Here is a 22,045-nt window from a genome sequence, read left to right on the forward strand (position 1 = left end):
TGGAAACGGTGTCGAATTAGGTTTTGGAAGTTTCCCGCAAGTCCGGGCATCCAGTTCACGATCCGCCAGTCGGACCGTGCGGGTGTGATGGACCGGCGCTCTTTCGGGCCGGGCGTCTTGCGCTATCGTAGTTAACGATTTGTTCACTGTCGCCGCCTACCAAAGATTAAGATTGATTTGTTCCCCTTTTGGCCTCATAAGTCGGGGAACAATAACGGAACACACCATCTCATTGCTGCCCGAGGGCGGACATGGAATAAGGACCGAAATCATGGGCAAGACCGGGCTTCTCGACATGGCTGAAAAGCGCAACACCGACAAACAGAAGGCGCTCGACTCGGCGCTGGCGCAGATCGAACGCCAATTTGGCAAGGGCTCGATCATGAAGCTCGGGGGCGAGAACCAGTTCCCCGACATCGAGGCGACCTCCACCGGCTCGCTCGGTCTGGACATCGCCCTGGGCATCGGGGGGCTTCCAAAGGGCCGCATCATCGAGATCTACGGTCCCGAGAGTTCGGGCAAGACGACTTTGACGCTCCACGCCATCGCCGAGGAGCAGAAGAAGGGCGGCGTCTGCGCCTTCGTGGATGCCGAGCACGCGCTCGATCCGCAATACGCGAGGAAGCTGGGCGTGAACCTGGACGAGCTGCTGATCAGCCAGCCCGATACCGGCGAACAGGCGCTCGAGATCACCGATACGCTGGTCCGCTCGGGGGCCGTGAGCATGGTGGTGGTCGACTCAGTCGCCGCCCTGACTCCCAAGTCCGAGCTGGAAGGTGACATGGGCGACAGCTCGGTCGGGGTGCACGCCCGCCTGATGAGCCAGGCCATGCGCAAGCTGACCGGGTCGATCAGCCGCACCGGCTGCATGGTGGTCTTCATCAACCAGATCCGCATGAAGATCGGCGTCATGTTCGGCAGCCCCGAGACGACGACCGGCGGCAACGCGCTCAAATTCTACAGCTCGGTCCGCCTGGACATTCGCCGCATCGGTTCGATCAAGGATCGCGACGAGGTCGTCGGCAACCAGACCAAGGTCAAGGTCGTGAAGAACAAGGTTGCACCGCCCTTCAAGGTCGTCGAGTTCGATATCATGTATGGCGAAGGCATCTCGAAGACCGGCGAGCTGCTGGACATGGGTGTGAAGGCGGGCATCGTCGACAAGTCCGGCTCGTGGTATTCCTACGGGGACGAGCGCATCGGCCAGGGTCGCGAGAACGCCAAGGCGTTCCTCCGCGAGAACCAGTCCATCGCGCTCGATATCGAGGACAAGATCCGCGGTGCCCACGGGCTGGATTTCCATACCGGCAGCAGTGATGCCGAAGACGACCCGTTGATGGACGACTGAGGCGTCAGCCCGTACGCGATCGCAGTGCCAAGGCGCCCCGCGGGGCGCCTTTTGCATTGCAGCCCGCTTGCCCGCGCGGGGTCACGGCGATAGACCGGCCAAATGCCGCAGCCTGAAGGATCCGCGACCAGAATGCTTAGCCTGAACGACATCCGATCGAGCTTCATCGACTACTTCGTGAAGCACGGACACGCCCATGTCCCGAGCTCTCCGCTGATCCCGCGCAACGATCCCACGCTGATGTTCACCGCGGCGGGCATGGTGCAGTTCAAGAACCTGTTCACGGGCGTCGAGACCCGCGACTATACCCGGGCGACAACTGCGCAGAAATGCGTCCGCGCGGGCGGCAAGCACAATGACCTGGACAATGTCGGCTACACCGCCCGCCACCACACGTTTTTCGAGATGCTGGGGAATTTCAGCTTCGGCGACTATTTCAAGGACGAGGCGATCGCCCTTGCCTGGGGCCTGCTGACCAGGGAATTCGGCATCGACCCCGATCGCCTGCTTGTGACCGTCTTCCACACCGACGAAGAGGCCGTCGCGATCTGGAAGAAGGTGGCGGGCCTGCCGGACGAGCGGATCATCCGCATCGCGACCGACGACAATTTCTGGTCGGCCGGCCCCACCGGCCCCTGCGGCCCCTGCACCGAGATCTTCTTTGACCACGGTCCCGAGGTCTGGGGCGGCCCCCCGGGCTCGCCCGAGGAGGACGGCGATCGGTTCATCGAGATCTGGAACATCGTCTTCATGCAGTACGAACAATTCGAGGACGGCACCCGGACCGAACTGAAGTCGAAATCCATCGACACGGGCATGGGGCTGGAACGGATCGGGGCCCTGCTGCAGGGCAAGCACGACAACTACGACACCGACCTGTTCCGCGCCCTGATCGAAGCCTCGGCGAGTGTGACGGGCACCGACCCGGATGGCGACGGCAACGTGCACCACCGGGTGATCGCCGACCACCTGCGCTCGACCTCGTTCCTGATCGCCGACGGGGTGCTGCCGTCGAGCGAGGGGCGCGGCTATGTCCTGCGCCGGATCATGCGCCGCGCCATGCGTCACGCGCACCTTCTGGGCGCGGCCGATCCAGTCATGCACCGCCTGGTGCCCGCGCTGGTGGGCCAGATGGGCCAGGCCTTTCCCGAACTTGGCCAGAGCCAGGCCATGATCGAGCAGACCCTTCTGGGCGAGGAGACGCGCTTCCGCCAGACGCTCGAGCGGGGCCTGAAGCTGCTGGACGACGCGGTGATCGACCTGCCCGAGGGCGCCGCGCTGCCGGGCGAGACGGCGTTCAAGCTCTACGACACGTTCGGCTTCCCGCTTGACCTGACCCAGGACGCCCTGCGCGAGCGGGGGCGCGGCGTGGATACCGAGGGCTTCGACAGCGCCATGGCGCGCCAGAAAGCGCAGGCCCGCGCCGCCTGGGCCGGGTCGGGCGAAACGGCGGATGCCAGCGTCTGGTTCGACGTGGCCGACAAGCATGGCGTGACCGAGTTCCTGGGCTACGACAGCCTGGAGGCCGAGGGCCAAGTGCTCGCGGTGGTCCGCGACGGCGACGTGGTCGACAGCGCGGGGCAGGGCGACAACGTTCAGGTCGTCACCAACCAGACGCCCTTCTACGCCGAGGCCGGGGGCCAGGTCGGCGATACCGGCACCATCACCGCGCCGGGCCTGCGCCTGCGGGTCACCGACACGCGCAAGGTCGCCGGTGTCTTCATCCATTTCGCGAGCGTGGAGGAGGGCGAGCTTCGCCCCGGCGCGCCCGTGCGCCTGTCGGTGGATGCCGATCGCCGCGCGCGCATCCGGTCCAACCACTCCGCCACCCACCTGCTGCACGAAGCCCTGCGCGACCGGCTAGGCGACCACGTGGCCCAGCGGGGGTCGCTGAACGCACCGGACCGGCTGCGCTTCGATTTCAGCCACAACGCCGCCCTGTCGGCCGAGGACATGGCCGCGGTGCAGGACAGTGTGAACGCCTTCATCCGCCAGAACAGCGCGGTCGAGACCCGGTTGATGACCCCGGACGAGGCGCGCGAGCTGGGCGCCCAGGCGCTTTTCGGCGAGAAATACGGCGACGAGGTGCGCGTGGTCTCCATGGGCCGCGCCGACACGGGCAAGGGCCTGGACGGCCAGGACTGGTCCATCGAGCTTTGCGGCGGCACCCACGTGGCGCGCACCGGCGAGATCGGGCTTTGCGTCCTGACCGCCGACAGCGCGTCCAGCGCGGGCGTGCGGCGGATCGAGGCGGTGACAGGGCAGGCGGCGCTGGATCACCTGATCGGCCGGTCCGAGACACTGTCCCGCATCGCCGGTGACCTGAAATCCGCGATCCCGGATGCCGAAGCCCGCGTGCGCAGCCTGATGGATGAGCGCAAGGCGCTGGCGAACGAGGTGGCGCAGCTGAAGCGGGACCTGGCCATGGGGGGCGGCGGTGGCGGTGGCATCGAGGCGCGGGATGTGGGCGGCATTCCCTTCGCCGCGCAGGTGCTGCAGGGCGTCACCGGCAAGGATCTTCCCGGTCTCATCGACGCGCAGAAGGATCGCCTGAAATCGGCCGCCGTGCTACTGATCGCGGCCGACGGCGGCAAGGCGGCTGTGGCGGCGGGCGTGACCCAGGACTTGACGGACCGGGTGTCGGCCGTGGACATGGTACGCGCCGCGGTGGCCGAGCTGGGCGGCAAGGGCGGCGGCGGCCGGCCCGACATGGCCCAGGGCGGCGGGCGCAGCGCCGAGAACGCGGACGCCGCCATCGCCGCCGTTGAAACCGTGCTGAAGGAGGCCTGAGATGCCCGCACTCTGGATCGCCCACGTGAAGGTCAGCGACGACGCCGCCTATGGTGAGTACGCCAGGCGGGCGACGACCGCCATCGCCGAGCATGGCGGCGTCTTCATCGCCCGTGGGGGCCGCTACGTGCAGCTGGAAGGGCCCGATCGCCCGCGCAACGTGGTCGCCCGCTTCCCCTCGGTCGAGGCGGCCGAGGCGTGCTATCGCTCGGATGCCTACCAGGAGGCCATGTCCTACGCCAAGGGCGCGGCCGAGCGCGAGCTCTCCATCGTCGATATCGACGAATAGGGCGCCGCGCCCAACGCTTCCGCCAGACATGAAAAAGGGGGACGAGATTCAAACGCCTCGTCCCCCTTTCTTGCTTCATCTTTCCCGAAATACCTCGGGGAGCGCGAGGGGCAGCGCCCCTCGCTCCAACCGGCTCAGCCCGCGGCCTTGGCCTGCCGCTTGCGCTCGTGCGGATCAAGGAAGCGCTTGCGCAGTCGGATCGCGTTGGGCGTGACCTCGACCAGTTCGTCATCGTCGATATAGGCGATGGCCTGTTCCAGCGTCAGGGTGACGGGCGTGGTCAGGCGCACCGCCTCGTCGGTGCCCGAGGCGCGGACGTTGGTCAGCTTCTTGCCCTTCAGCGGGTTGATCTCGAGATCGTTCTCGCGATTGTGCTCGCCCAGGATCATGCCCGTGTAGACGTCCTCCTGCGCGCCGATGAAGAAATGGCCGCGATCCTCGAGGTTCCACAGCGCGTAGGCCACCGACTGGCCGTTCTCCATCGAGATCAGCACGCCGGCGCGACGGCCCGGGATCGGGCCCTTGTGCGGCTCCCAGGCGTGGAACACGCGGTTCAGCACGCCGGTGCCGCGCGTGTCGGTCAAGAATTCGCCGTGGTAGCCGATCAGCCCGCGCGACGGCACGCGCGCGACGATCCGGGTCTTGCCCGCGCCGGATTGCTTCATCTCGACAAGCTCGCCCTTGCGGGCGCCCGTCAGCTTTTCGATCACGGCACCGGAATACTCGTCGTCCACGTCGACGGTCGCTTCTTCCACCGGCTCGTGGGTGACGCCGTCGATATCGCGCATGACCACGCGCGGGCGCGAGATCGACAGCTCGAAGCCCTCGCGGCGCATGTTCTCGATGAGCACGCCCATCTGCAATTCGCCCCGGCCCGAGACCTCGAACGCCTCGCCACCGGGTGTATCGGCGACCTTGATGGCGACGTTCTGCTCGGCCTCTTTCATCAGGCGCTCGCGGATCACGCGGCTTTGCACCTTCTTGCCATCACGGCCTGCCAGCGGGCTGTCGTTAATGCCGAAGGTCACGGTGATGGTGGGTGGGTCGATGGGCTGCGCGTCCAGCGGCACGTCAACGGCCAGCGCGCAGAGCGTGTCGGCGACGGTGGCCTTGGCCATGCCCGAAAGGGTGACGATGTCGCCCGCCACGCCTTCGTCGATATCGGTGTAATCCAGCCCGCGGAACGCACGGATGCGGCTGACGCGGAACTGCTCGATCTGCTGGCTTGCCCTCGACAGCGCCTTGATCGTTGCGCCCGCCTTGATGCGGCCAGTCTCGATCCGGCCCGTCAGCAGGCGGCCCAGGAACGGGTCGGCCGACAGGGTGGTGGCAAGCATGGTGAAGTCTTCATCCGCGTGCTTCTGCTGCTTGGGCGGCGGCACGTGGCGCACGACGAGGTTGAACAGGGCGTCGAGGTTCTTGCGCGGCCCGTCTAGCTCGTGGTCGCACCAGCCGCTGCGGCCAGACGCATAGAGATGGGGAAAATCCAATTGATCCTCGTCGGCATCCAGCGCGGCGAAAAGGTCGAACACCTCGTCCAGCGCGCGGTCGGGCTCGGCGTCGGGCTTGTCGACCTTGTTCAGCACCACGATGGGGCGCAGGCCCAGCGCCAGCGCTTTCGAGGTCACGAACTTGGTCTGCGGCATGGGGCCCTCGGCGGCATCGACAAGCAGGACCACGCCATCGACCATCGACAGGATCCGTTCGACCTCGCCGCCGAAATCGGCGTGGCCGGGGGTGTCGACGATGTTGATGCGCGCGCCCTTCCACTCGACCGAGGTGTTCTTGGCCAGGATGGTGATGCCGCGCTCGCGCTCCAGGTCGTTGCTGTCCATGGCGCGCTCGGCCACGGCCTGGTTTTCACGGAAGGCGCCCGATTGCTTGAGCAGCTCGTCCACCAGCGTGGTCTTGCCGTGGTCGACGTGGGCGATGATGGCGATGTTGCGCAGATCCATGGGGATTGCCTTTACGGACAGGTAACAGGGGTTGGCCGCGCCTTACAGCCCGCGCGCGTCCTTGACCAGCACTTCCGCCGCGGCGCGGCGAGGAAACGCGGAATTGCCGGCCAGATAGCGCGAAAAGCTCAGCCCGGCTCGGTCCAGTCGCCGTCCTTCGTCTGTTGCAGGATCGTCAGCGGCTCCTTGAAGGTCAGCGTCTGGTAGGGGAACGGGATCTCGATGCCCGCATCGTCCAGCGCGCGTTTCACCGCGGCGACCACCTTGTCGCGGGACCGGCGGATATCCACGGGCTTGGATCCGGTCCACCACGTGATCTCGAAATTGATCGAACTGTCGGCGAATTCCTGGGCGAAGATCTGCACGTCGCGCACGTCATCGCGGACCGAGTCGACCTCGCGCACCGCCGCCGTGATGACCGTGCGGCAGTGATCCACGTCTTCCCCATAGGCCACGCCGCAGATCACGGTCGTGCGGCGCAGGCCGGTCGAGGTGCGGATGGTGACCGGGTTTTTGAAGAACATGGCGTTGGGCGCCACGACCAGCTGTCCGTCCGTCTGGCGCACATGGGTGTCGCGGATGGTGATGTTCTCCACCTGGCCGTCGATGCCTTCGCATTCGATGTAATCTTCGACCGAGAACGGCTCGCGGATCAGCAGCAGGATGCCGGCGAGGAAATTTTCGAACACGTCCTTGAAGGCGAAACCGATGGCGACACCACCAACTCCGAGCGCCGCCAGCGCACGTCCGGGGGTCACCGTGGGAAAGGCGATGGTGATGGCGATCAGGGCCGTGAACAGCCACAGCCCCACCGTCAGCAGCATGATCACCACGTCGCGCAGGGCGCGGCGCATCCGCGCTTTCTTCAGTGACCGCGGCACGATCCATTGCACCAGCCGGATCACGATCCACATGACCGCCACGAAAACGAGCGCCGCCACCAGCTGCGGCAGGACGCGCCAGAACGCGGTGCCGAACCCCTCGATCTGGTTGCGCATGGGCTCGGGGAAGACCTCCCAGGCCGCGATCATCAGATCCCACATACCGTGCCGCTCTCGTTACCTCAGGTGGCGACGTAGCGGTCCCGGCGGTGATTGACAGCGATGATGAGGTTCAGAACCACGGCGCCCAGCAGCGACAGCGCGACGATGGACAGCGGGAAAAGCAAGGCGGCGACCGAGAACAGCACCGCGTCGAAGATCAGCTGGACATAGCCCGCGCGAAACCCCGTGGTGTCCTGCACGTAAAGCGCCACGACGCCGATCCCGCCCAGGCTGCCGCCGTGGCGGAACATGGCCAGCAGCCCCAGACCGGTCAGCGCGCCGAACAGGACGGCGCCCAGCGCGGGCTGCACATACTCGATCCGGAAGCCCATGGGCATGAGCTCGGTCAGGATGGACAGCACCGTCACCGAGCCCAGGGATTTCAGGGTGAAGGTCCGCCCCAGCCGCTGCCATGCCAGCGCGTAGAAGGGCAGGTTCACCACGAAGAAGACGGCGCCGAAGCTCCAGCCCGTGACGTAGGACAGGATCACGGCCAGCCCGGCGGTCTGACCCGTGACGAGGCCCAGGTGCGTCAGCACGTGAATGCCGACCGAGCACAGGAAGACGCCCAGCCCGAGGCCTTGGGCGTCTTCCAGCGCTGTGTGCTTCAGGTGTTCATCCGACATGGGGGACAGTTTTCCCGGGACGCCGCGGGATCAAGGCCAATCGGCGCGGTTTCGCGGGATGCGGGCGCGATTCCTGTGCGGATGCCTTGGAAACGGGCAGACAAGGCCGTTGGTCGCGCGCGGGGGCGCGTATCGGTGAAGGGGCGCCCGTTGGCCGGGCGCCCCGTGATCGGCTCGATCTCAGCCGATGATCTCGTTCAGCGTGCTCGAGGGCCGCATCACCGCCGCGCGCTTGTCGGCGTCGGGGTGGTAGTAGCCACCGATCTCGGCCGGCTGGCCCTGGGCCGCGGCCAGTTCCGACACGATCTTGTCCTCGTTCTCGGCCAGCGCCGCGGCGATGGGCTTGAACTCGGCGGCCAGGTCGGTGTCGTCGGACTGCGACGCCAGTGCCTCGGCCCAGTACCGCGCGAACCAGTAGTGGCTGTCGCGGTTGTCGGGCTCGCCCACCTTGCGCGAGGGCGACCGGTCGTGGTCGAGGATGCCCTGCGTGGCGGTTTCGACCGCTTCGCCCAGGATGCGGGCGCGGGCGTTGTCGCGGGCCTCGCCGAAGAACTTGAAGCTTTCGGCCAGCGCGCAGAATTCGCCGAGCGAGTCCCAGCGCAGGTGGTTCTGTTCGACCAGCTGCTGCACGTGCTTGGGCGCAGAGCCGCCGGCGCCCGTCTCGAACAGGCCGCCGCCCTGCATCAGCTTGACGATGGACAGCATCTTGGCGCTGGTGGCGAGCTCGAGGATCGGGAACAGGTCCGTCAGGTAGTCACGCAGCACGTTGCCGGTGATGGCGATGGTGCTGTCGCCCTTGGTGATCGTCTCGAGCGAGGCGCGCGTCGCCTCGCGCGGGGCCATGATCTCGAACTTGTCGGCCACGCCCTTGGCTTCGAGGATCGGCTTGACGTAGGCGATCAGCTCGCGGTCGTGGGCGCGGTTCTCGTCCAGCCAGAAGATGGCGCGGTAGCCGGTGGCGCGCTGGCGGTCGATGGCCAGGTTCACCCAGTCCTCGATCGGCGCCTTGCGGGCCGAGGCCGCGCGCCAGATGTCGCCCTTGCCGACGGTGTGGCTGTGCAGGACGGTGCCGTCCTCCAGCACCATCTTCACGGTGCCGGCCTCGGGGATCTCGAACGTTGTCGGGTGCGAGCCGTATTCCTCGGCCTTCTGCGCCATCAGGCCGATATTCTGCACCGTGCCGGCGGTGGCCGGGTCGAGTTTCCCGTTCTCTTTGAAGAACTTGATCGTCTCGTCGTAGACCGGCGCATAGGAGCTGTCGGGGATGACGCAGGTGGTGTCGTGCTGGCCGTTATCCGCGCCCCAGCCCTTGCCGCCGTCCCGGATCAGCGCGGGCATGGACGCGTCGATGATGACGTCCGAGGGCACGTGCAGGTTGGTGATGCCCTTGTCCGAGTTGACCATGTACATGGGCGGACGTTCCGCGCGGACGGCCTCGATATCGGCCATGATCTCGTCGTGGCCCTCGACCTTGGCCAGCAGGGCGCCAAGGCCGCCGTTCGGGTCGACCCCAAGCTCGTCCAGCTTGGCGCCGTGCTTGTCGAAGACCGGCTTCAGCCAGGCCTTCACCGCGTGGCCGAAGATGATCGGGTCCGAGACCTTCATCATCGTGGCCTTCATGTGCAGCGAGAACAGCGTGCCGTCGGCCTTGGTCTTCTCGATCTCGTCCATGAGGAACGCGTCGAGCTTGTCGGCGCTCATGTAGGTGGCGTCGACCACGGTTCCGGCGGGGTAGCTGACGCCGTCCTTCAGCACCGTCTCGCCATTGGCCGTCTCGAGCACGATCTTGGCGGTCGCGGCACCGTCCAGCGTGGCCGATGCCTCGTTCGAGAAGAAGTCGCCGTCCTCCATCGAGGCCACGCGCGTCTTGCTGTCGCTGGACCAGTCGCCCATGCAGTGCGGGTTGTTCTGGGCGAATTTCTTCACGGCCGGGGCCGCGCGGCGGTCGGAGTTGCCTTCGCGCAGGACGGGGTTCACGGCCGAGCCCTTGATCGTGTCGTACTTGGCGCGCGCGGCCTTCTCGGCGTCGGTCTGCGGATCGTAGGGATAGTCGGGGATATCGAACCCCTGGGCCTGCAATTCCTTGATGGCCGCGTCCAGCTGCGGCACCGAGGCCGAGATGTTGGGCAGCTTGATGACGTTCGCCTCGGGCGTCTTCACCCAGTCGCCCAGCCAGGCCAGGTCGTCGGGATGGTCGGTGAAGGCCGCCAGGATCCGCCCGGCGAGCGAGATGTCCTTGGTGTCGATGGAAATGCCCGCGGCCAGCGCGAAACGGCGGACGATGGGCAGAAGGGAGGCCGAGGCCAGTTCGGGCGCCTCGTCGACGGTGGTATAGACGATATCCGGGGTCGTAGACATGGGATCCTCGCTGAAATCTGGATTTGCGCCGGTCTTAGACCAAACGGCGGCGCGCTGAAAGAAAATAATTGTATGCGGATGTATACCGACGCGATCCGGAACGGATCGGCCCGCCACACGTCTTGGCGGGGAAGGAGAGACACATGGATATCATTCGCATCATCATCGCCATCATCCTGCCGCCCCTGGGCGTGTTCCTGCAGGAAGGGCTGGGCAAGCATTTCTGGATCAACATCCTGCTGACGATCCTGGGCTACATCCCCGGCATCGTCCACGCGCTTTGGATCATCATCAAGCGCTAGGGGCCCATCTGCTCACTGTCGCGCCCATTCGCACAGGCGATGTTCATCGGCGAAGGATGACACCGGGCCGGCAGACCCGATCTATGTCGCATGACATCGACCGAGCAGACGGCTCGAACCAAGGAGCATTCCCATGAGCACACCGAAGATCCTGATCCTGTTCTATTCAACCTACGGCACCAACCACACGGTCGCGCAGACCGCCGCCGAGGCCGCGAAAGAGGCGGGCGCCGACGTGCGGCTGCGCCGCTTCGCCGAGACGGCCCCGAAAGAGGTCGTCGAGGGACAAGACGCCTGGAAGGCGCAGCTTGAGAAGATGCAGGACATCCCCGAGGTCTCGCCCGACGACATGGAATGGGCGGACGGCTATTTCGTGTCGGCACCCACCCGGTTCGGCGTGGTGGCCAGCCAGGTGCGCGTGTTTTTCGACACGCTGGGCGGGCTGTGGCAGAAAGGCGCCATGGCAAACAAGACCTTCACCGCCACGACCTCGTCCAACACGCCGAACGGCGGGCAGGAGATGACGCTCCAGTCGCTCTACACCACCGCGATGCACTGGGGCACGATCATCGTCGCGCCGGGCTATACCGACGGTGTGAAATTCGAGGACAACGGCAACCCCTACGGCTTCTCGAAGGCCGCGGGCGAGTTCGAGGACGTGCATCGCCGGTCCGTCTCGTTCCAGGCTCGGCGGCTGGTCGAGATTACCGCCAAGCTGGTGGGCTGATGCCGGCACGGACCGCACGACAGGGCGCGCGGCGATGACGCGCGCCTACCTGTTCCTGATGACCGCCATCGTGCTCGAAGTGATGGCGACCACGGCGCTCGCGCGGTCCAACAGCTTTTCCCGGCTGCTGCCCAGCATTCTCTGCGTGGTCGGGTACGTGGGGTCGTTCTACTGCCTGTCGATCCCGATCCGGGTGATGCCCACCGGGATCATCTACGCGATCTGGGCGGGCGTCGGCATCGTGCTGATCACGCTGGTCGCCTGGATCTGGCAGGGCCAGGTCCTGGACGCCCCCGCCCTGGCGGGGCTCGCCCTGATCCTGGCGGGTGTCGTCGTGATCAACGTGTTTTCCGACACCCTGCACTAACCGGGCCGGGCGGCCCGGCCGTCGATCAGCGCGAGTTCTCGGTCAGCCGCCGCTTCACGTAATCCTGCACCGTGCCGATCATCGGCTCCATGTGCGGATCCTCGAAGAAGTGGCCGGCGCCCTCGACCTCCTCGTGGGTGATCGTGATGCCCTTCTGCTCGTGCAGCTTGCCGACAAGTGTGTGAGTGTCCTTCGGCGGGGCCACGCGGTCGTTCGCGCCGTTGATGATCAGGCCCGAGCTGGGGCAGGGGGCGAGAAAGCTGAAATCGTACATGTTGGCCGGCGGGCTGACGGACACGAAGCCGGTGATTTCGGGCCGCCGCATCAGCAGCTGCATGCCGATCCAAGCCCCGAAGCTGAAGCCCGCGACCCAGCAATGCTTGGCGTTGCTGTTCATGCTCTGAAGATAATCCAGCGCCGCGGCGGCATCCGACAGCTCGCCCACGCCCTGGTCGTATTCGCCCTGGCTGCGGCCCACGCCACGGAAGTTGAAGCGCAGGACCGTGAAGCCGAGGTTCAGGAACGCGTAGTGCAGGTTGTAGACCACCCGGTTGTTCATCGTTCCGCCGAATTGCGGATGCGGGTGCAGCACGATGGCGATGGGCGCGTCGCGGACCTTTTGCGGGTGATAGCGACCTTCCAGGCGACCTTCGGGGCCGGGAAAAATAACCTCGGGCATGGGCGCACGATCTTTCTTGTCTGCGGTGGGCCGGGCTTAGTTGACGGAAAGCGTCTGCCACCTTAGAAACGTTCTAAATTGGCGCCGGGCCGGGCCTGTCGCCAAGTCTGTCAGCAGGTAGAGGGCGTTCGTCAGAACGTCAACTGTCACGGGCGTTTGAGGATCGTATGAAGCTGAGCACCAAGGGGCGTTACGCGATGGTCGCACTGAGCGATCTTGCCTTGCAGGGCGACGGGGCACTGGTGTCGCTGGCCGAACTCAGCCGCCGACAGAAGATCTCGCTGGCCTACATGGAGCAGCTCTTCGTCAAGTTGCGCCGCGCCAAGCTGGTGGAATCGGTGCGCGGGCCCGGCGGCGGCTACAGGCTTGCCCGCCCGGCCTCCGAGATCCGGGTTGCGGACGTTTTGGGCGCCGTGGACGAGACGGTCAGCGCCATGCACCTGGGCGCGGGCGTGTCCGGCGGCACCTCTGGCACGAAGGCGCAATCGCTGAACAACCGGCTGTGGGAAGGGCTGAGCGCCCATGTTTACGTCTTCCTGCACCAGACGCGCCTGTCGGACGTGGTCGACAACAGCCTTGCACCCTGTCCGGCGGTCCCGACCCTGTTCGAGGTCGTGGATGAGACCTGATCGCGCGCCATATGGGGCGCTGCCCCGCCGCTGCGCGGCTCCCCGAGGTATTCGGGGAAAGATGAAGCGGGTGCCGGCGTGAGCGACCGCAGCTATCTCGACTGGAACGCGAGCGCGCCGCTGCGCACCGAGGCGCGGGAGGCGATGGTCGCGGCGCTGGGGCAGGCGGGCAATCCGTCGGCGATTCACGCCGAGGGTCGCGCGGCCCGTGCCATGGTCGAGCGGGCCCGCGCGCAGGTGGCCGAGGCCCTGGGCGCCATGGCGGCCGACGTTGTGTTCACCTCGGGCGCGACCGAGGCGGCGGCGCTAGCCTGCGCGGGGCGCGGCCTGGTTTGTGCGCCGGTCGAGCACGAGGCGGTGCTGGCCTGGTGCGACCCTTCTCTGGCCGTGGATTCTCAGGGCGCGGTGAAGGTGACCGATCCGGCGCGCAGCGCGCTGCAGGCCGCCAATTCCGAAACCGGGATCGTGCAGGACCTGGCCGAGGGGATCGCGGTCGTCGACGCGACGCAGATCTTCGGCAAGCTGCCCTTCGCCTTCGACTGGTCGGGGGCCGACATGGCCTTCGTCTCGGCCCACAAGATCGGCGGGCCAAAGGGAATCGGCGCGCTAGTGCTGCGGCGCGGGCTCGACCTGGCCGCGCAGATCCGCGGCGGCGGGCAGGAGATGGGGCGCCGGTCGGGCACGGAGAACGTGCCGGCCATCGCGGGTTTCGGCGCCGCGGCCGAGGCGACCGCGCGGGACCTGGCCGCGGGTCTCTGGGACGACGTGGCGCGTCGGCGTGACGCGCTGGAATCGGCCTTGGACAATGCGGCCCCGCACACCACATTCGTGGGACAGGGGGCGCAGCGACTGCCCGGCACAACCTGCCTCGTCACTCCCGGCTGGAAGGGCGAGACGCAGGTCATGCAGATGGACCTGGCCGGAATCGCGGTCAGCGCGGGATCGGCCTGTTCCAGCGGAAAGCTGCGCGGCAGCGGGACGCTGGCGGCCATGGGGTTCGATGCGACGGCGGCCGGATCGGCCCTGCGCGTCTCGATCGGGCCGGACACGACAGAGGATGACATGGCGCGCTTCGTCGATGCATGGAGCGCCGCCCACCAGAAATACCGGGCGCGCGCCGCCTGAGAAGGAGAGATCACGATGACCGAGATGACCACGTTGCAGGACAAGGCCAAGGAAGGCGTCGACCAGGAAACGGTCGATGCCGTGGCCCAGCTGTCGGGCACCTACAAGCACGGCTGGAACACCGAGATCGAGATGGATTTCGCGCCCAAGGGCCTGACGGAAGACATCGTGCGCCTGATCTCGGAGCGCAACGAAGAGCCGCAGTGGATGCTGGATTTCCGCCTGGAAGCCTTCGCCCGCTGGCAGAAGATGGAAGAGCCCGACTGGTCGATGCTGCGTTATGCGCCCGTCGACTACCAGGAGCAGTATTACTACGCCAAGCCGGCCTCGATGAAGGAGACGCCCAAGTCGCTGGACGACGTCGACCCCAAGCTGTTGGAAACCTATGAAAAGCTGGGTATCCCGCTGAAGGAGCAGATGGTCCTGGCCGGTGTCGAGGGCGCCGACGAGGCTCCGGCCGAGGCCAAGGACGGCGAGCGCAGGGTCGCCGTCGATGCGGTCTTCGACTCGGTTTCGGTGGGCACGACCTTCAAGAAGGAGCTCGAGAAGGCGGGCGTGATCTTCTGCTCGATTTCGGAGGCCATCCGCGAGCATCCCGAGCTGGTGAAGAAGTACCTGGCCAGCGTCGTGCCGACGCAGGACAACTATTTCGCGACCCTGAACTCGGCCGTCTTCAGCGACGGGTCCTTCGTCTACATCCCGCCGGGCACCCGCTGCCCGATGGAACTGAGCACCTATTTCCGCATCAATGCCGAGAACACGGGCCAGTTCGAGCGGACGCTGATCATCGCCGATGAAGGCAGCTATGTCAGCTACCTGGAAGGCTGCACCGCCCCCATGCGCGACACCAACCAGCTGCACGCGGCCGTGGTGGAGATCGTGGCGCTGGACGATGCCGAGGTGAAGTATTCGACCGTCCAGAACTGGTATCCGGGCGACGAGAACGGCAAGGGCGGCATCTACAACTTCGTCACCAAGCGTGCCGATTGCCGCGGTGCGCGGTCGAAGGTCAGCTGGACCCAGGTGGAAACCGGCTCGGCGCTGACGTGGAAATACCCGTCCTGCATCCTGCGCGGCGACGACAGCCAGGGCGAGTTCTACTCGATCGCCATCACCAACAACTGGCAGCAGGCCGATACCGGCACCAAGATGGTGCACCTGGGCAAGAACACCCGGTCGCGGATCGTCAGCAAGGGGATCAGCGCGGGCCACGCGCAGAACACCTATCGCGGCCTCGTTTCCATGCACCCGAAGGCCAAGAACAGCCGAAATTACACGCAATGCGACAGCTTGCTGATCGGCGGAGATTGTGGCGCGCACACGGTTCCCTATATCGAGGTCAAGAACAACTCGTCCCGGGTCGAGCACGAGGCGACGACGTCGAAGGTCGACGATGACCAGATGTTCTACTGCCAGAGCCGCGGGCTGGACGAGGAAGAGGCCGTGGCCCTGATCGTGAACGGATTCTGCAAGGAGGTCCTACAGGCGCTGCCCATGGAATTTGCCATGGAAGCTCAGCAGCTTGTCGCGATCAGTTTGGAGGGGTCCGTCGGATGATTTCCGTACGGCCGCCATCTTTTCGCCTCAGTCGGGAATCAGTGTCAATCCTGTCTAAAAGGTCAGGGTCGACAGCGAATGAGGGTTCAGGTGGCGACGCGCAACAAGTCTTTCGAAGAACGACTGGCGGTCATCAGGTCCGGTGCTGCGGGTACGATGTCCCGTCAGCTGTCGGCTTTGCCCGAGGGCGGGGCGCAACTCTCTCTTCCGAAAATCGCCGCTGCGGTCACGCCGGTGCGCGTGCTCGTCGGCACGATTATCGGCGCGGTGACGTTGCTTGCGGGCAACGTGCTTGCGGTTCGGATCGACCCGTTCATCGGCAACTTGGATCATCTGCTTGCCTCGAGCCTTCTTTTGCTGGGCGGCGTGGGCTTCGGCGGGATACTGGCAGTGCTCGCCATGATCGCGCTGAAGCTGGACAAGCCGGCGCTTCAGATTGCGATCGCCACTGGCTTCCTCGCGATGCTTATGGGCGAGACCCACTTGGCCCAGGCGGCGCCCGAGCTTTGGACGGCTCTCTACACGCCTGGGGCCGACTTGCCTCTGAAGTTCGACCTGCTGGTCGAAACGGGCACTTACCTGCAAGCCTCTCTCTAATCGTTTCCGGGGCCGCTTCATGAGCGGTCTCGATCGAATCCGCGTCCCCGAATCGAAACGTTGGATCGCGAGCGTCATTATTGGCGTCGCCACCGTCATGGGGCTGTTCCTGTCCGCGTCGTGGTGGATGGCGGGCGGTCTGTCGCGCGTCGTCATCGCCGCCCTCGTGTCGGCAGCTGTCGGCTGGGTCGTGGCCTTCGCCTTCCTGCGCGATCGGCGCCGGCGCTGACATGGCTGCGACGGCGCAACGGCATTTCGACGCGGACCGCGTCGGCGACCTGATCGCCGTCCTGTCGCCTGCGCGGCCGACCCGCGTGGTCGAGGTCGGCGCCAACCCGATCAATGACAATCCCTACGCCAATCTGCGCGACATGGGCGGCTGCCACGTCTGGGGGTTCGAACCGGACCGGACGGCCTTTGCCCGGTTGGAAAGCCGCGAGAACGAGACCTACCTGCCGCACGCCGTCGGCGACGGGGCGCGCCGCACCTTGAAAGTGTGCCGGATGCCGTCGCTGACGTCGCTGCTTGAGCCGGCCGCGAGCACCCACCGCTACCTGCAACGAATGTCGAAACCGGCCACGGTCGAGCAGCGGGTGGATGTCGACACCGTGCGGCTGGACGACTTGGCCGAACCAGACGCGTTCGATCTGCTGAAGATCGACGTGCAGGGCGGTGAGTTGCTTGTGTTCGAGGGCGCGGCCAACCGGCTGCGCGAAACGTCGGTCGTGATCACCGAAGTGGGATTCTTGCCCATCTACGAGGATCAGCCGTTGCTGGACGCGCAGATGGCGGCCCTGCGCGCGGCGGGGCTTATGCTGCACAAATTCCTGCACCTGAAGGCCCTGTCATTGAGGGGCGGCATGAATACCGGCCTTCACAAGCGGCGTCACGGCAACCAGTTGATTGACGGAGATGCCGCATTTGTCCGCGACATCATGGAACCCGACGCGGTGCCGGATGAACAGTTGAAGCACCTGGCGATCCTGTCGGACGCGGTGCTGGAAAGTTTCGACCTTGCCGTGCGCTGCCTCGACCTGCTGGTGGCGCGCGGATCCATCGACGGTAACGCGGCCCAGAGCTACGTGGACCGGTTGCCCGACCAGGCAGCCTGAGAGCCGGGCACAAGATTTCGCGGTGCCTTTCGGCCCGCGCGCGTCCTTGCTAGGACGCCCCCAAGACGCGGGACCCTCGCGGGCCCGCCGGAAAACACCGCGGCGCGAGCGCCGCCGCAGACGAAGGAAGATGATGACGATGCTTGAGATCAAGAACCTGCATGTTGAGCTGGAAGAGGAAAACAAGAAGATCCTCAAGGGCGTGGACCTGACCGTCGAGACGGGCAAGGTGCACGCGATCATGGGTCCGAACGGGTCCGGCAAATCGACGCTCAGCTACGTGCTGTCGGGCCGCGACGGCTACGAGGTGACGGACGGCAGCGCGACCCTGGAAGGCGAGGACATCCTGGACATGGACCCCGAGGAGCGCGCCGCCGCCGGCATGTTCCTGGCGTTCCAGTACCCCGTCGAGATCCCCGGCGTGGGCAACATGACCTTCCTGCGCACGGCCCTGAACGCCCAGCGCAAGGCACGCGGCGAGCCCGAGGTCAGCTCGGCCGATTTCCTGAAGATGGTGCGCGCCAAGGCGAAGGACCTGCAGATCGACGCCGACATGCTGAAACGCCCGGTCAACGTGGGCTTTTCGGGTGGCGAGAAGAAGCGCAACGAGATCCTGCAGATGGCCATGCTCGAGCCCAAGATGTGCATCCTGGACGAGACCGACTCGGGTCTCGACGTGGATGCCATGAAGCTGGTGGCCCAGGGCGTGAACGCGCTGCGGGACGAAGGCCGGGCCTTCCTTGTCATCACCCATTACCAGCGCCTTCTGGACCACATCCAGCCGGACGTCGTGCACATCATGTCCGACGGTCGCATCGTGAAGACCGGCGGGCCCGAGCTTGCTCTGGAAGTCGAGAAGAACGGCTATGGCGACCTGCTGGCGGAGGGTGCGTAATGGCCCTTCCCAAGGCAAAACAGGACGCGACCGACGCACGGCTCGCCGATCTGGAGATCCCCGTCAGCGGCGGCTGGAGCCTGGCGGCGCGCCAGGACGCGGCCGAGCGACTGGTGCAGATGGGCCTGCCGCAGCCCCGTGACGAATACTGGCGCTTCACCCGCCCGAAGGACCTGATCGCCCCCGAGCCCCCGGCGGCGGCGCCCATGGACGAAAGCGACGAAAGCCCCGTCTTCTCGGACAAGGGCGCCTGCACGCTCGTGTTCCGCGATGGCGTGTTCGACGCCGACGCCTCGGACAGCGACCTGCCCGCGGGTGTCTCGATCACGCGCCTGGCCGTGTCGCAGGACAACGACATCGACTGGGCCTCGGGGCTTTACGGCAAGCTGGAGCTTGAAGGACAGACGCCGGTCCAGCGCCCGCTAGCCGCGCTGAATACCGCTTTCGCCACCGATGGCCTGATCATCGACGTGACCGACAAGGTCGAGACGCCGATCCTGATCCGTTATTTGCACGAGCGGGACGACAGCGACCCGGTCCTGCATCACCTGGTGCGTCTGCACGCCGATACCGAACTGACGCTGCTGGAAGTCGGCGCGCCCGGCGCCCGCTGCAACACGGTCATGGAGGTCGACGTGGCCGAGGACGCCACGCTGCACCATGTCCGCGACCAGGGCCGCAACCACGACCGCCGCACCAACACCCATGCCTTCGCCAGGCTGGGCGCGCGGTCGACGTACAAAAGCTTCACCCTGTCGCTGAACGGCGCGCTCAGCCGCAACGAGCAGATCGTCAGCTTCACCGGCGACGACGCCGTGGCCCATGTGGCGGGCGCAGCGATCGGTGACGGCAAGACCGACCCGGTCCACCACGACGACACCGTCTTCGTCACCCATGACGCGCTGCGTTGCGAAAGCCGCCAGGTGTTCAAGAAGGTGCTGAAGAACGGGGCCGTGGGCGTCTTCCAGGGCAAGATCCTGGTTAAGAAGGACGCGCAGAAGACCGACGGCTACCAGATCAGCCAATCGCTGCTGCTGGACGACGACAGCCAGTTCCTGGCCAAGCCCGAGCTCGAGATCTATGCCGACGACGTGGCCTGCTCGCACGGCTCCACCACCGGGGCCATCGACGAGGATGCTCTGTTCTACCTCCGCTCGCGCGGGGTGCCGAAGCCGCGCGCCGAGGATCTTCTCGTCCTGTCCTTCCTGGCCGAGGCCTTGCAGGAGATCGAGGACGAGACGCTGGCCGACGAGCTGAACGAACGTCTCGCCGCCTGGCTGGGCCGGCACGCGGTCTGACCGGGTGGCCCTGACCGGAGACATCCTGGCCAGCTATCGTGGCCCCGGCCCGGTGCTGCGCCGCCGTCTTCACGGCAGTGGCGACGGCCGGGGCGAGGCGCGGGCGCTGGTCACGCTGATGCTGGCCTGTGCCCTGATCTTCGTGGCGCAGTGGCCTCGCCTGTCGCGCGAGGCGCATCTGTCGGGGCAGGAGCTGAACATGCTTCTGGGCGGCGCGCTTCTGGGGTGGCTCTTCATCGCGCCGCTGGCGATGTACGGCCTGGCGGCGATCAGCCACCTGGTCGCGCGGGTCTTCGGTGGCCGGGCCAGCTGGCTCGAGTCGCGGATGGCCCTGTTCTGGGGGTTGCTCGCGGCCGCGCCGCTGTGGCTGCTCTGGGGTTTGGTCGCGGGCTTCATCGGCCCGGGACCTGCGCTCGACCTGACCGGCATCGTGGCGCTGGTGGCGTTCCTGGTGCTGTGGCTCGCCGGGCTCTACACGTTCGAGTTCGGGAGAACCGCATGAACCTGATGTCTCCCGCCACGCTGGGTCAGCTCGTGGTCAGTACCCTGCGCGCGCCGCGCCCGACCTTCCGCGCGCTGCTCGAGATGGGTCTGCCGCGCGAAGTGCTGTGGCAGGCTCTCACGCTGGTCGCGGTGCTGTCGCTGATCCTTTCGGTGACCGTGAACGCCTTCTTCGTCGTCCAGGTCACGGGCAGCGAACAGGTGCCGCCCGAGGAAATCATCACCCTTTCGCCGCTGATGGTGGGGCTTATCCAGTTCGCCGTCCTGGTGGTGTCGGTGTTCCTGATCGATTGGGTCGGCAAGAAGTTCAAGGGCACCGGCAGCTTCGAAGGCGCGATCCTGGCGGTCACATGGCTCCAGGTCATGATGGTCGGTGTGCAGCTGTTGCAGATGCTGCTTCTGCTGGCATTGCCCGTGCTGGGATCCGCCCTGACGCTTCTGGGCATGGTCCTGTTCTTCTGGCTGCTGACGAATTTCATCGCCGAGCTTCACGGCTTTACCAGCCTCGGCCGGGTGTTCGGCATGATCCTGTTCGTCATGGTGGGTGTGGCACTTGGCCTCTCTTTCTTGCTGACGCTGGTGGGCATAACTGTCCCGCGGTAGGAGGTATTCCATGTTCGATGTTGACGCGATCCGCGCCGAGTTTCCCATCATGTCGCGGCAGATCAACGGCAAGCCGCTGGTCTATCTCGACAGTGGCGCGTCGGCGCAGAAGCCGCAGGTGGTGATCGACACGATCACGCGCGCCTATGCCGAGGACTACGCGAACGTGCATCGCGGGCTGCACACGCTCAGCACGATCTCGACCGAGAATTACGAGTCCGTGCGCGGCAAGCTCGCCCGGTTCCTGAACGCCGCGTCCGAAGACAGCATCGTGATGAACACCGGCACGACCGAGGGCATCAACATGATCGCCTATGCCTGGGCGATGCCGCGGTTCGAGCCGGGTGACGAGATGATCCTGTCGGTGATGGAGCACCACGCCAACATCGTGCCGTGGCATTTCCTGCGCGAACGGCAGGGCGCGGTCATCAAGTGGATCGAGCCGGCGGCCGACGGGTCGCTGGACCCGCAAGCGGTGATCGACGCCATGGGGCCGAAGACCCGGCTGGTGGCGATGACCCACATGTCGAACGTGCTGGGCACGGTGGTGGACGTGAAAGCCATCTGCCGAGCGGCGCGCGAGCGTGGGATCGCCAGCCTGATCGATGGCAGCCAGGCGGCGGTCCACATGCCGGTGGACGTGAGCGACATCGGCTGCGACTTCTACGCGGTGACCGGCCACAAGCTTTACGGGCCATCGGGGTCCGGCGGGATCTACGTGCACCCCGACCGCATGGCCGAGATGCGACCCTTCATGGGCGGCGGTGACATGATCCGCGAGGTGCGCCGCGACGGGATCGACTACAACGACGCGCCGATGAAGTTCGAGGCAGGCACGCCGGGCATCGTGCAGCAGATCGGGCTGGGCGCCGCGCTGGACTGGATGACCAACCTAGGCTTGGACGCCATTGCGGCGCACGAGGCGGATCTGCGCGACTATACCCAGTCGCGGCTCGCGGGGCTCAACTGGGTCAACGTGCAGGGCACCGCGCCGGGCAAGGGCGCGATCTTCTCGTTCACGCTGGACGGCGCGGCGCATCCGCACGACATCTCGACCGTTCTGGACAAGCGCGGGATTGCGGTGCGCGCGGGCCAGCATTGCTGCGGCCCGCTGATGGATCACCTGGGCGTCGCCGCGACCACCCGGGCAAGCTTCGCCGTCTACAACACGCGCGCCGATGTGGATGCGTTGGTCGACGGGCTGGAGCTGTGCCACGATCTGTTCGCGTGACGAAGCGGCCCGG

The 22,045-nt window shown here is 66.1% G+C and carries 22 protein-coding genes; 17 read left to right on the plus strand and 5 right to left on the minus strand.

All coding sequences use genetic code 11. From position 1 onward, the window contains the following. The first annotated feature begins 271 nt into the window (after nucleotides 1-271). The 3 genes from recA to BMX96_RS03155 all read left to right on the plus strand — a co-directional run bounded on the left by recA (nucleotide 272) and on the right by BMX96_RS03155 (nucleotide 4,427). Nucleotides 272-1,348: a recombinase RecA gene (gene recA / locus BMX96_RS03145; protein ID WP_330220627.1), complete on the plus strand. Its 1,077-nt coding sequence runs from the start codon at nucleotides 272-274 to the stop codon at nucleotides 1,346-1,348. Nucleotides 1,349-1,480: 132 nt separating this feature from the next. Beyond that, the gene (alaS, locus tag BMX96_RS03150; protein WP_091844168.1) at nucleotides 1,481-4,138 is read left to right on the plus strand and encodes an alanine--tRNA ligase; all 2,658 of its coding nucleotides are present in this window, start codon (nucleotides 1,481-1,483) and stop codon (nucleotides 4,136-4,138) included. A 1-nt stretch (nucleotide 4,139) separates the two neighbouring features. Continuing rightward, nucleotides 4,140-4,427 carry a DUF1330 domain-containing protein gene (locus BMX96_RS03155; protein ID WP_091844170.1) on the plus strand — a complete coding sequence of 96 codons (288 nt, stop codon included), beginning with the start codon at nucleotides 4,140-4,142 and terminating at the stop codon, nucleotides 4,425-4,427. 134 nt (nucleotides 4,428-4,561) lie between these two features. Here the strand turns inward: BMX96_RS03155 and typA are convergent, their stop codons facing one another. The 4 genes from typA to BMX96_RS03175 all read right to left on the minus strand — a co-directional run bounded on the left by typA (nucleotide 4,562) and on the right by BMX96_RS03175 (nucleotide 10,409). Beyond that, on the minus strand, nucleotides 4,562-6,382 hold the full coding sequence (gene typA, locus BMX96_RS03160) for a translational GTPase TypA (protein WP_091844172.1): 1,821 nt from the start codon (nucleotides 6,380-6,382) through the stop codon (nucleotides 4,562-4,564). Nucleotides 6,383-6,510: 128 nt separating this feature from the next. Continuing rightward, nucleotides 6,511-7,380 carry a mechanosensitive ion channel family protein gene (locus BMX96_RS03165; protein WP_091844389.1) on the minus strand — a complete coding sequence of 290 codons (870 nt, stop codon included), beginning with the start codon at nucleotides 7,378-7,380 and terminating at the stop codon, nucleotides 6,511-6,513. Nucleotides 7,381-7,445: 65 nt separating this feature from the next. Then, nucleotides 7,446-8,051 carry a YitT family protein gene (locus BMX96_RS03170; protein WP_091844174.1) on the minus strand — a complete coding sequence of 202 codons (606 nt, stop codon included), beginning with the start codon at nucleotides 8,049-8,051 and terminating at the stop codon, nucleotides 7,446-7,448. Between the two features lie 180 nt (nucleotides 8,052-8,231). Continuing rightward, the gene (locus tag BMX96_RS03175) at nucleotides 8,232-10,409 is read right to left on the minus strand and encodes an NADP-dependent isocitrate dehydrogenase (RefSeq protein WP_091844176.1); all 2,178 of its coding nucleotides are present in this window, start codon (nucleotides 10,407-10,409) and stop codon (nucleotides 8,232-8,234) included. Between the two features lie 143 nt (nucleotides 10,410-10,552). On the opposite strand from BMX96_RS03175, the gene BMX96_RS03180 reads away from it, so the two are divergent. From BMX96_RS03180 to BMX96_RS03190, 3 genes are all read left to right on the plus strand, one after another. After that, the gene (locus BMX96_RS03180) at nucleotides 10,553-10,711 is read left to right on the plus strand and encodes a YqaE/Pmp3 family membrane protein (protein WP_073125833.1); all 159 of its coding nucleotides are present in this window, start codon (nucleotides 10,553-10,555) and stop codon (nucleotides 10,709-10,711) included. A gap of 133 nt (nucleotides 10,712-10,844) precedes the next feature. Continuing rightward, the gene (locus tag BMX96_RS03185; protein ID WP_091844178.1) at nucleotides 10,845-11,438 is read left to right on the plus strand and encodes an NAD(P)H-dependent oxidoreductase; all 594 of its coding nucleotides are present in this window, start codon (nucleotides 10,845-10,847) and stop codon (nucleotides 11,436-11,438) included. Nucleotides 11,439-11,472: 34 nt separating this feature from the next. Then, the gene (locus BMX96_RS03190; RefSeq protein WP_073126497.1) at nucleotides 11,473-11,805 is read left to right on the plus strand and encodes a DMT family transporter; all 333 of its coding nucleotides are present in this window, start codon (nucleotides 11,473-11,475) and stop codon (nucleotides 11,803-11,805) included. Nucleotides 11,806-11,830: 25 nt separating this feature from the next. On the opposite strand, the gene BMX96_RS03195 is transcribed toward BMX96_RS03190, so the two are convergent. Next, nucleotides 11,831-12,484, minus strand: coding sequence for an alpha/beta hydrolase (locus BMX96_RS03195; RefSeq protein WP_073125837.1), 654 nt, complete (start codon nucleotides 12,482-12,484; stop codon nucleotides 11,831-11,833). A 167-nt stretch (nucleotides 12,485-12,651) separates the two neighbouring features. Here BMX96_RS03195 and iscR point away from each other — a divergent pair, with 167 nt between their 5' ends. The 11 genes from iscR (at nucleotide 12,652) to BMX96_RS03250 (ending at nucleotide 22,032) form a co-directional block, all read left to right on the plus strand. Next, a complete protein-coding gene (gene iscR, locus BMX96_RS03200; RefSeq protein WP_091844180.1) occupies nucleotides 12,652-13,113 on the plus strand; it encodes a Fe-S cluster assembly transcriptional regulator IscR in 462 nt (153 codons plus the stop codon). Nucleotides 13,114-13,191: 78 nt separating this feature from the next. Continuing rightward, nucleotides 13,192-14,238, plus strand: coding sequence for a cysteine desulfurase family protein (locus BMX96_RS03205; protein ID WP_091844183.1), 1,047 nt, complete (start codon nucleotides 13,192-13,194; stop codon nucleotides 14,236-14,238). Nucleotides 14,239-14,262: 24 nt separating this feature from the next. Then, nucleotides 14,263-15,795 carry a Fe-S cluster assembly protein SufB gene (gene sufB, locus BMX96_RS03210; protein WP_091844390.1) on the plus strand — a complete coding sequence of 511 codons (1,533 nt, stop codon included), beginning with the start codon at nucleotides 14,263-14,265 and terminating at the stop codon, nucleotides 15,793-15,795. A gap of 90 nt (nucleotides 15,796-15,885) precedes the next feature. Then, nucleotides 15,886-16,392, plus strand: coding sequence for a hypothetical protein (locus BMX96_RS03215; RefSeq protein WP_139209936.1), 507 nt, complete (start codon nucleotides 15,886-15,888; stop codon nucleotides 16,390-16,392). Between the two features lie 19 nt (nucleotides 16,393-16,411). Continuing rightward, nucleotides 16,412-16,621: a hypothetical protein gene (locus BMX96_RS03220; protein WP_091844188.1), complete on the plus strand. Its 210-nt coding sequence runs from the start codon at nucleotides 16,412-16,414 to the stop codon at nucleotides 16,619-16,621. A gap of 1 nt (nucleotide 16,622) precedes the next feature. Next, a complete protein-coding gene (locus BMX96_RS03225; protein ID WP_091844191.1) occupies nucleotides 16,623-17,504 on the plus strand; it encodes an FkbM family methyltransferase in 882 nt (293 codons plus the stop codon). Nucleotides 17,505-17,643: 139 nt separating this feature from the next. Further along, nucleotides 17,644-18,399: a Fe-S cluster assembly ATPase SufC gene (gene sufC / locus BMX96_RS03230; protein WP_091844391.1), complete on the plus strand. Its 756-nt coding sequence runs from the start codon at nucleotides 17,644-17,646 to the stop codon at nucleotides 18,397-18,399. Continuing rightward, the gene (locus BMX96_RS03235) at nucleotides 18,399-19,697 is read left to right on the plus strand and encodes a SufB/SufD family protein (RefSeq protein WP_091844193.1); all 1,299 of its coding nucleotides are present in this window, start codon (nucleotides 18,399-18,401) and stop codon (nucleotides 19,695-19,697) included. The genes sufC and BMX96_RS03235 overlap by 1 nt, the downstream gene beginning before the upstream one ends. Nucleotides 19,698-19,701: 4 nt before the next feature. After that, the gene (locus tag BMX96_RS03240; RefSeq protein ID WP_073125853.1) at nucleotides 19,702-20,199 is read left to right on the plus strand and encodes a YIP1 family protein; all 498 of its coding nucleotides are present in this window, start codon (nucleotides 19,702-19,704) and stop codon (nucleotides 20,197-20,199) included. Next, complete coding sequence (locus tag BMX96_RS03245; RefSeq protein WP_091844195.1) at nucleotides 20,196-20,801, plus strand: Yip1 family protein; 606 nt, start codon at nucleotides 20,196-20,198, stop codon at nucleotides 20,799-20,801. Before BMX96_RS03240 ends, BMX96_RS03245 begins: the two co-directional genes overlap by 4 nt. 10 nt (nucleotides 20,802-20,811) lie before the next feature. Continuing rightward, nucleotides 20,812-22,032, plus strand: coding sequence for a cysteine desulfurase (locus BMX96_RS03250; RefSeq protein ID WP_091844198.1), 1,221 nt, complete (start codon nucleotides 20,812-20,814; stop codon nucleotides 22,030-22,032). Nucleotides 22,033-22,045: the final 13 nt, after the last annotated feature.

The sequence above is a fragment of the Palleronia pelagia genome, from assembly GCF_900110115.1.
Taxonomy (GTDB): domain Bacteria; phylum Pseudomonadota; class Alphaproteobacteria; order Rhodobacterales; family Rhodobacteraceae; genus Palleronia; species Palleronia pelagia.

What these genes read in the sequence shown, in the direction of transcription:
- BMX96_RS03165 (WP_091844389.1), bottom strand. Translation starts at nt 7,380, where the DNA reads ATGCGCAACCAGATCGAGGGGTTCGGCACCGCGTTCTGGCGCGTCCTG.
- alaS (WP_091844168.1), top strand. Translation starts at nt 1,481, where the DNA reads ATGCTTAGCCTGAACGACATCCGATCGAGCTTCATCGACTACTTCGTG.
- BMX96_RS03190 (WP_073126497.1), top strand. Translation starts at nt 11,473, where the DNA reads ATGACGCGCGCCTACCTGTTCCTGATGACCGCCATCGTGCTCGAAGTG.
- BMX96_RS03225 (WP_091844191.1), top strand. Translation starts at nt 16,623, where the DNA reads ATGGCTGCGACGGCGCAACGGCATTTCGACGCGGACCGCGTCGGCGAC.
- BMX96_RS03235 (WP_091844193.1), top strand. Translation starts at nt 18,399, where the DNA reads ATGGCCCTTCCCAAGGCAAAACAGGACGCGACCGACGCACGGCTCGCC.
- BMX96_RS03185 (WP_091844178.1), top strand. Translation starts at nt 10,845, where the DNA reads ATGAGCACACCGAAGATCCTGATCCTGTTCTATTCAACCTACGGCACC.
- sufC (WP_091844391.1), top strand. Translation starts at nt 17,644, where the DNA reads ATGCTTGAGATCAAGAACCTGCATGTTGAGCTGGAAGAGGAAAACAAG.
- BMX96_RS03195 (WP_073125837.1), bottom strand. Translation starts at nt 12,484, where the DNA reads ATGCCCGAGGTTATTTTTCCCGGCCCCGAAGGTCGCCTGGAAGGTCGC.
- BMX96_RS03250 (WP_091844198.1), top strand. Translation starts at nt 20,812, where the DNA reads ATGTTCGATGTTGACGCGATCCGCGCCGAGTTTCCCATCATGTCGCGG.
- BMX96_RS03155 (WP_091844170.1), top strand. Translation starts at nt 4,140, where the DNA reads ATGCCCGCACTCTGGATCGCCCACGTGAAGGTCAGCGACGACGCCGCC.
- recA (WP_330220627.1), top strand. Translation starts at nt 272, where the DNA reads ATGGGCAAGACCGGGCTTCTCGACATGGCTGAAAAGCGCAACACCGAC.
- BMX96_RS03180 (WP_073125833.1), top strand. Translation starts at nt 10,553, where the DNA reads ATGGATATCATTCGCATCATCATCGCCATCATCCTGCCGCCCCTGGGC.
- sufB (WP_091844390.1), top strand. Translation starts at nt 14,263, where the DNA reads ATGACCACGTTGCAGGACAAGGCCAAGGAAGGCGTCGACCAGGAAACG.
- iscR (WP_091844180.1), top strand. Translation starts at nt 12,652, where the DNA reads ATGAAGCTGAGCACCAAGGGGCGTTACGCGATGGTCGCACTGAGCGAT.
- BMX96_RS03170 (WP_091844174.1), bottom strand. Translation starts at nt 8,051, where the DNA reads ATGTCGGATGAACACCTGAAGCACACAGCGCTGGAAGACGCCCAAGGC.
- BMX96_RS03220 (WP_091844188.1), top strand. Translation starts at nt 16,412, where the DNA reads ATGAGCGGTCTCGATCGAATCCGCGTCCCCGAATCGAAACGTTGGATC.
- BMX96_RS03175 (WP_091844176.1), bottom strand. Translation starts at nt 10,409, where the DNA reads ATGTCTACGACCCCGGATATCGTCTATACCACCGTCGACGAGGCGCCC.
- typA (WP_091844172.1), bottom strand. Translation starts at nt 6,382, where the DNA reads ATGGATCTGCGCAACATCGCCATCATCGCCCACGTCGACCACGGCAAG.
- BMX96_RS03245 (WP_091844195.1), top strand. Translation starts at nt 20,196, where the DNA reads ATGAACCTGATGTCTCCCGCCACGCTGGGTCAGCTCGTGGTCAGTACC.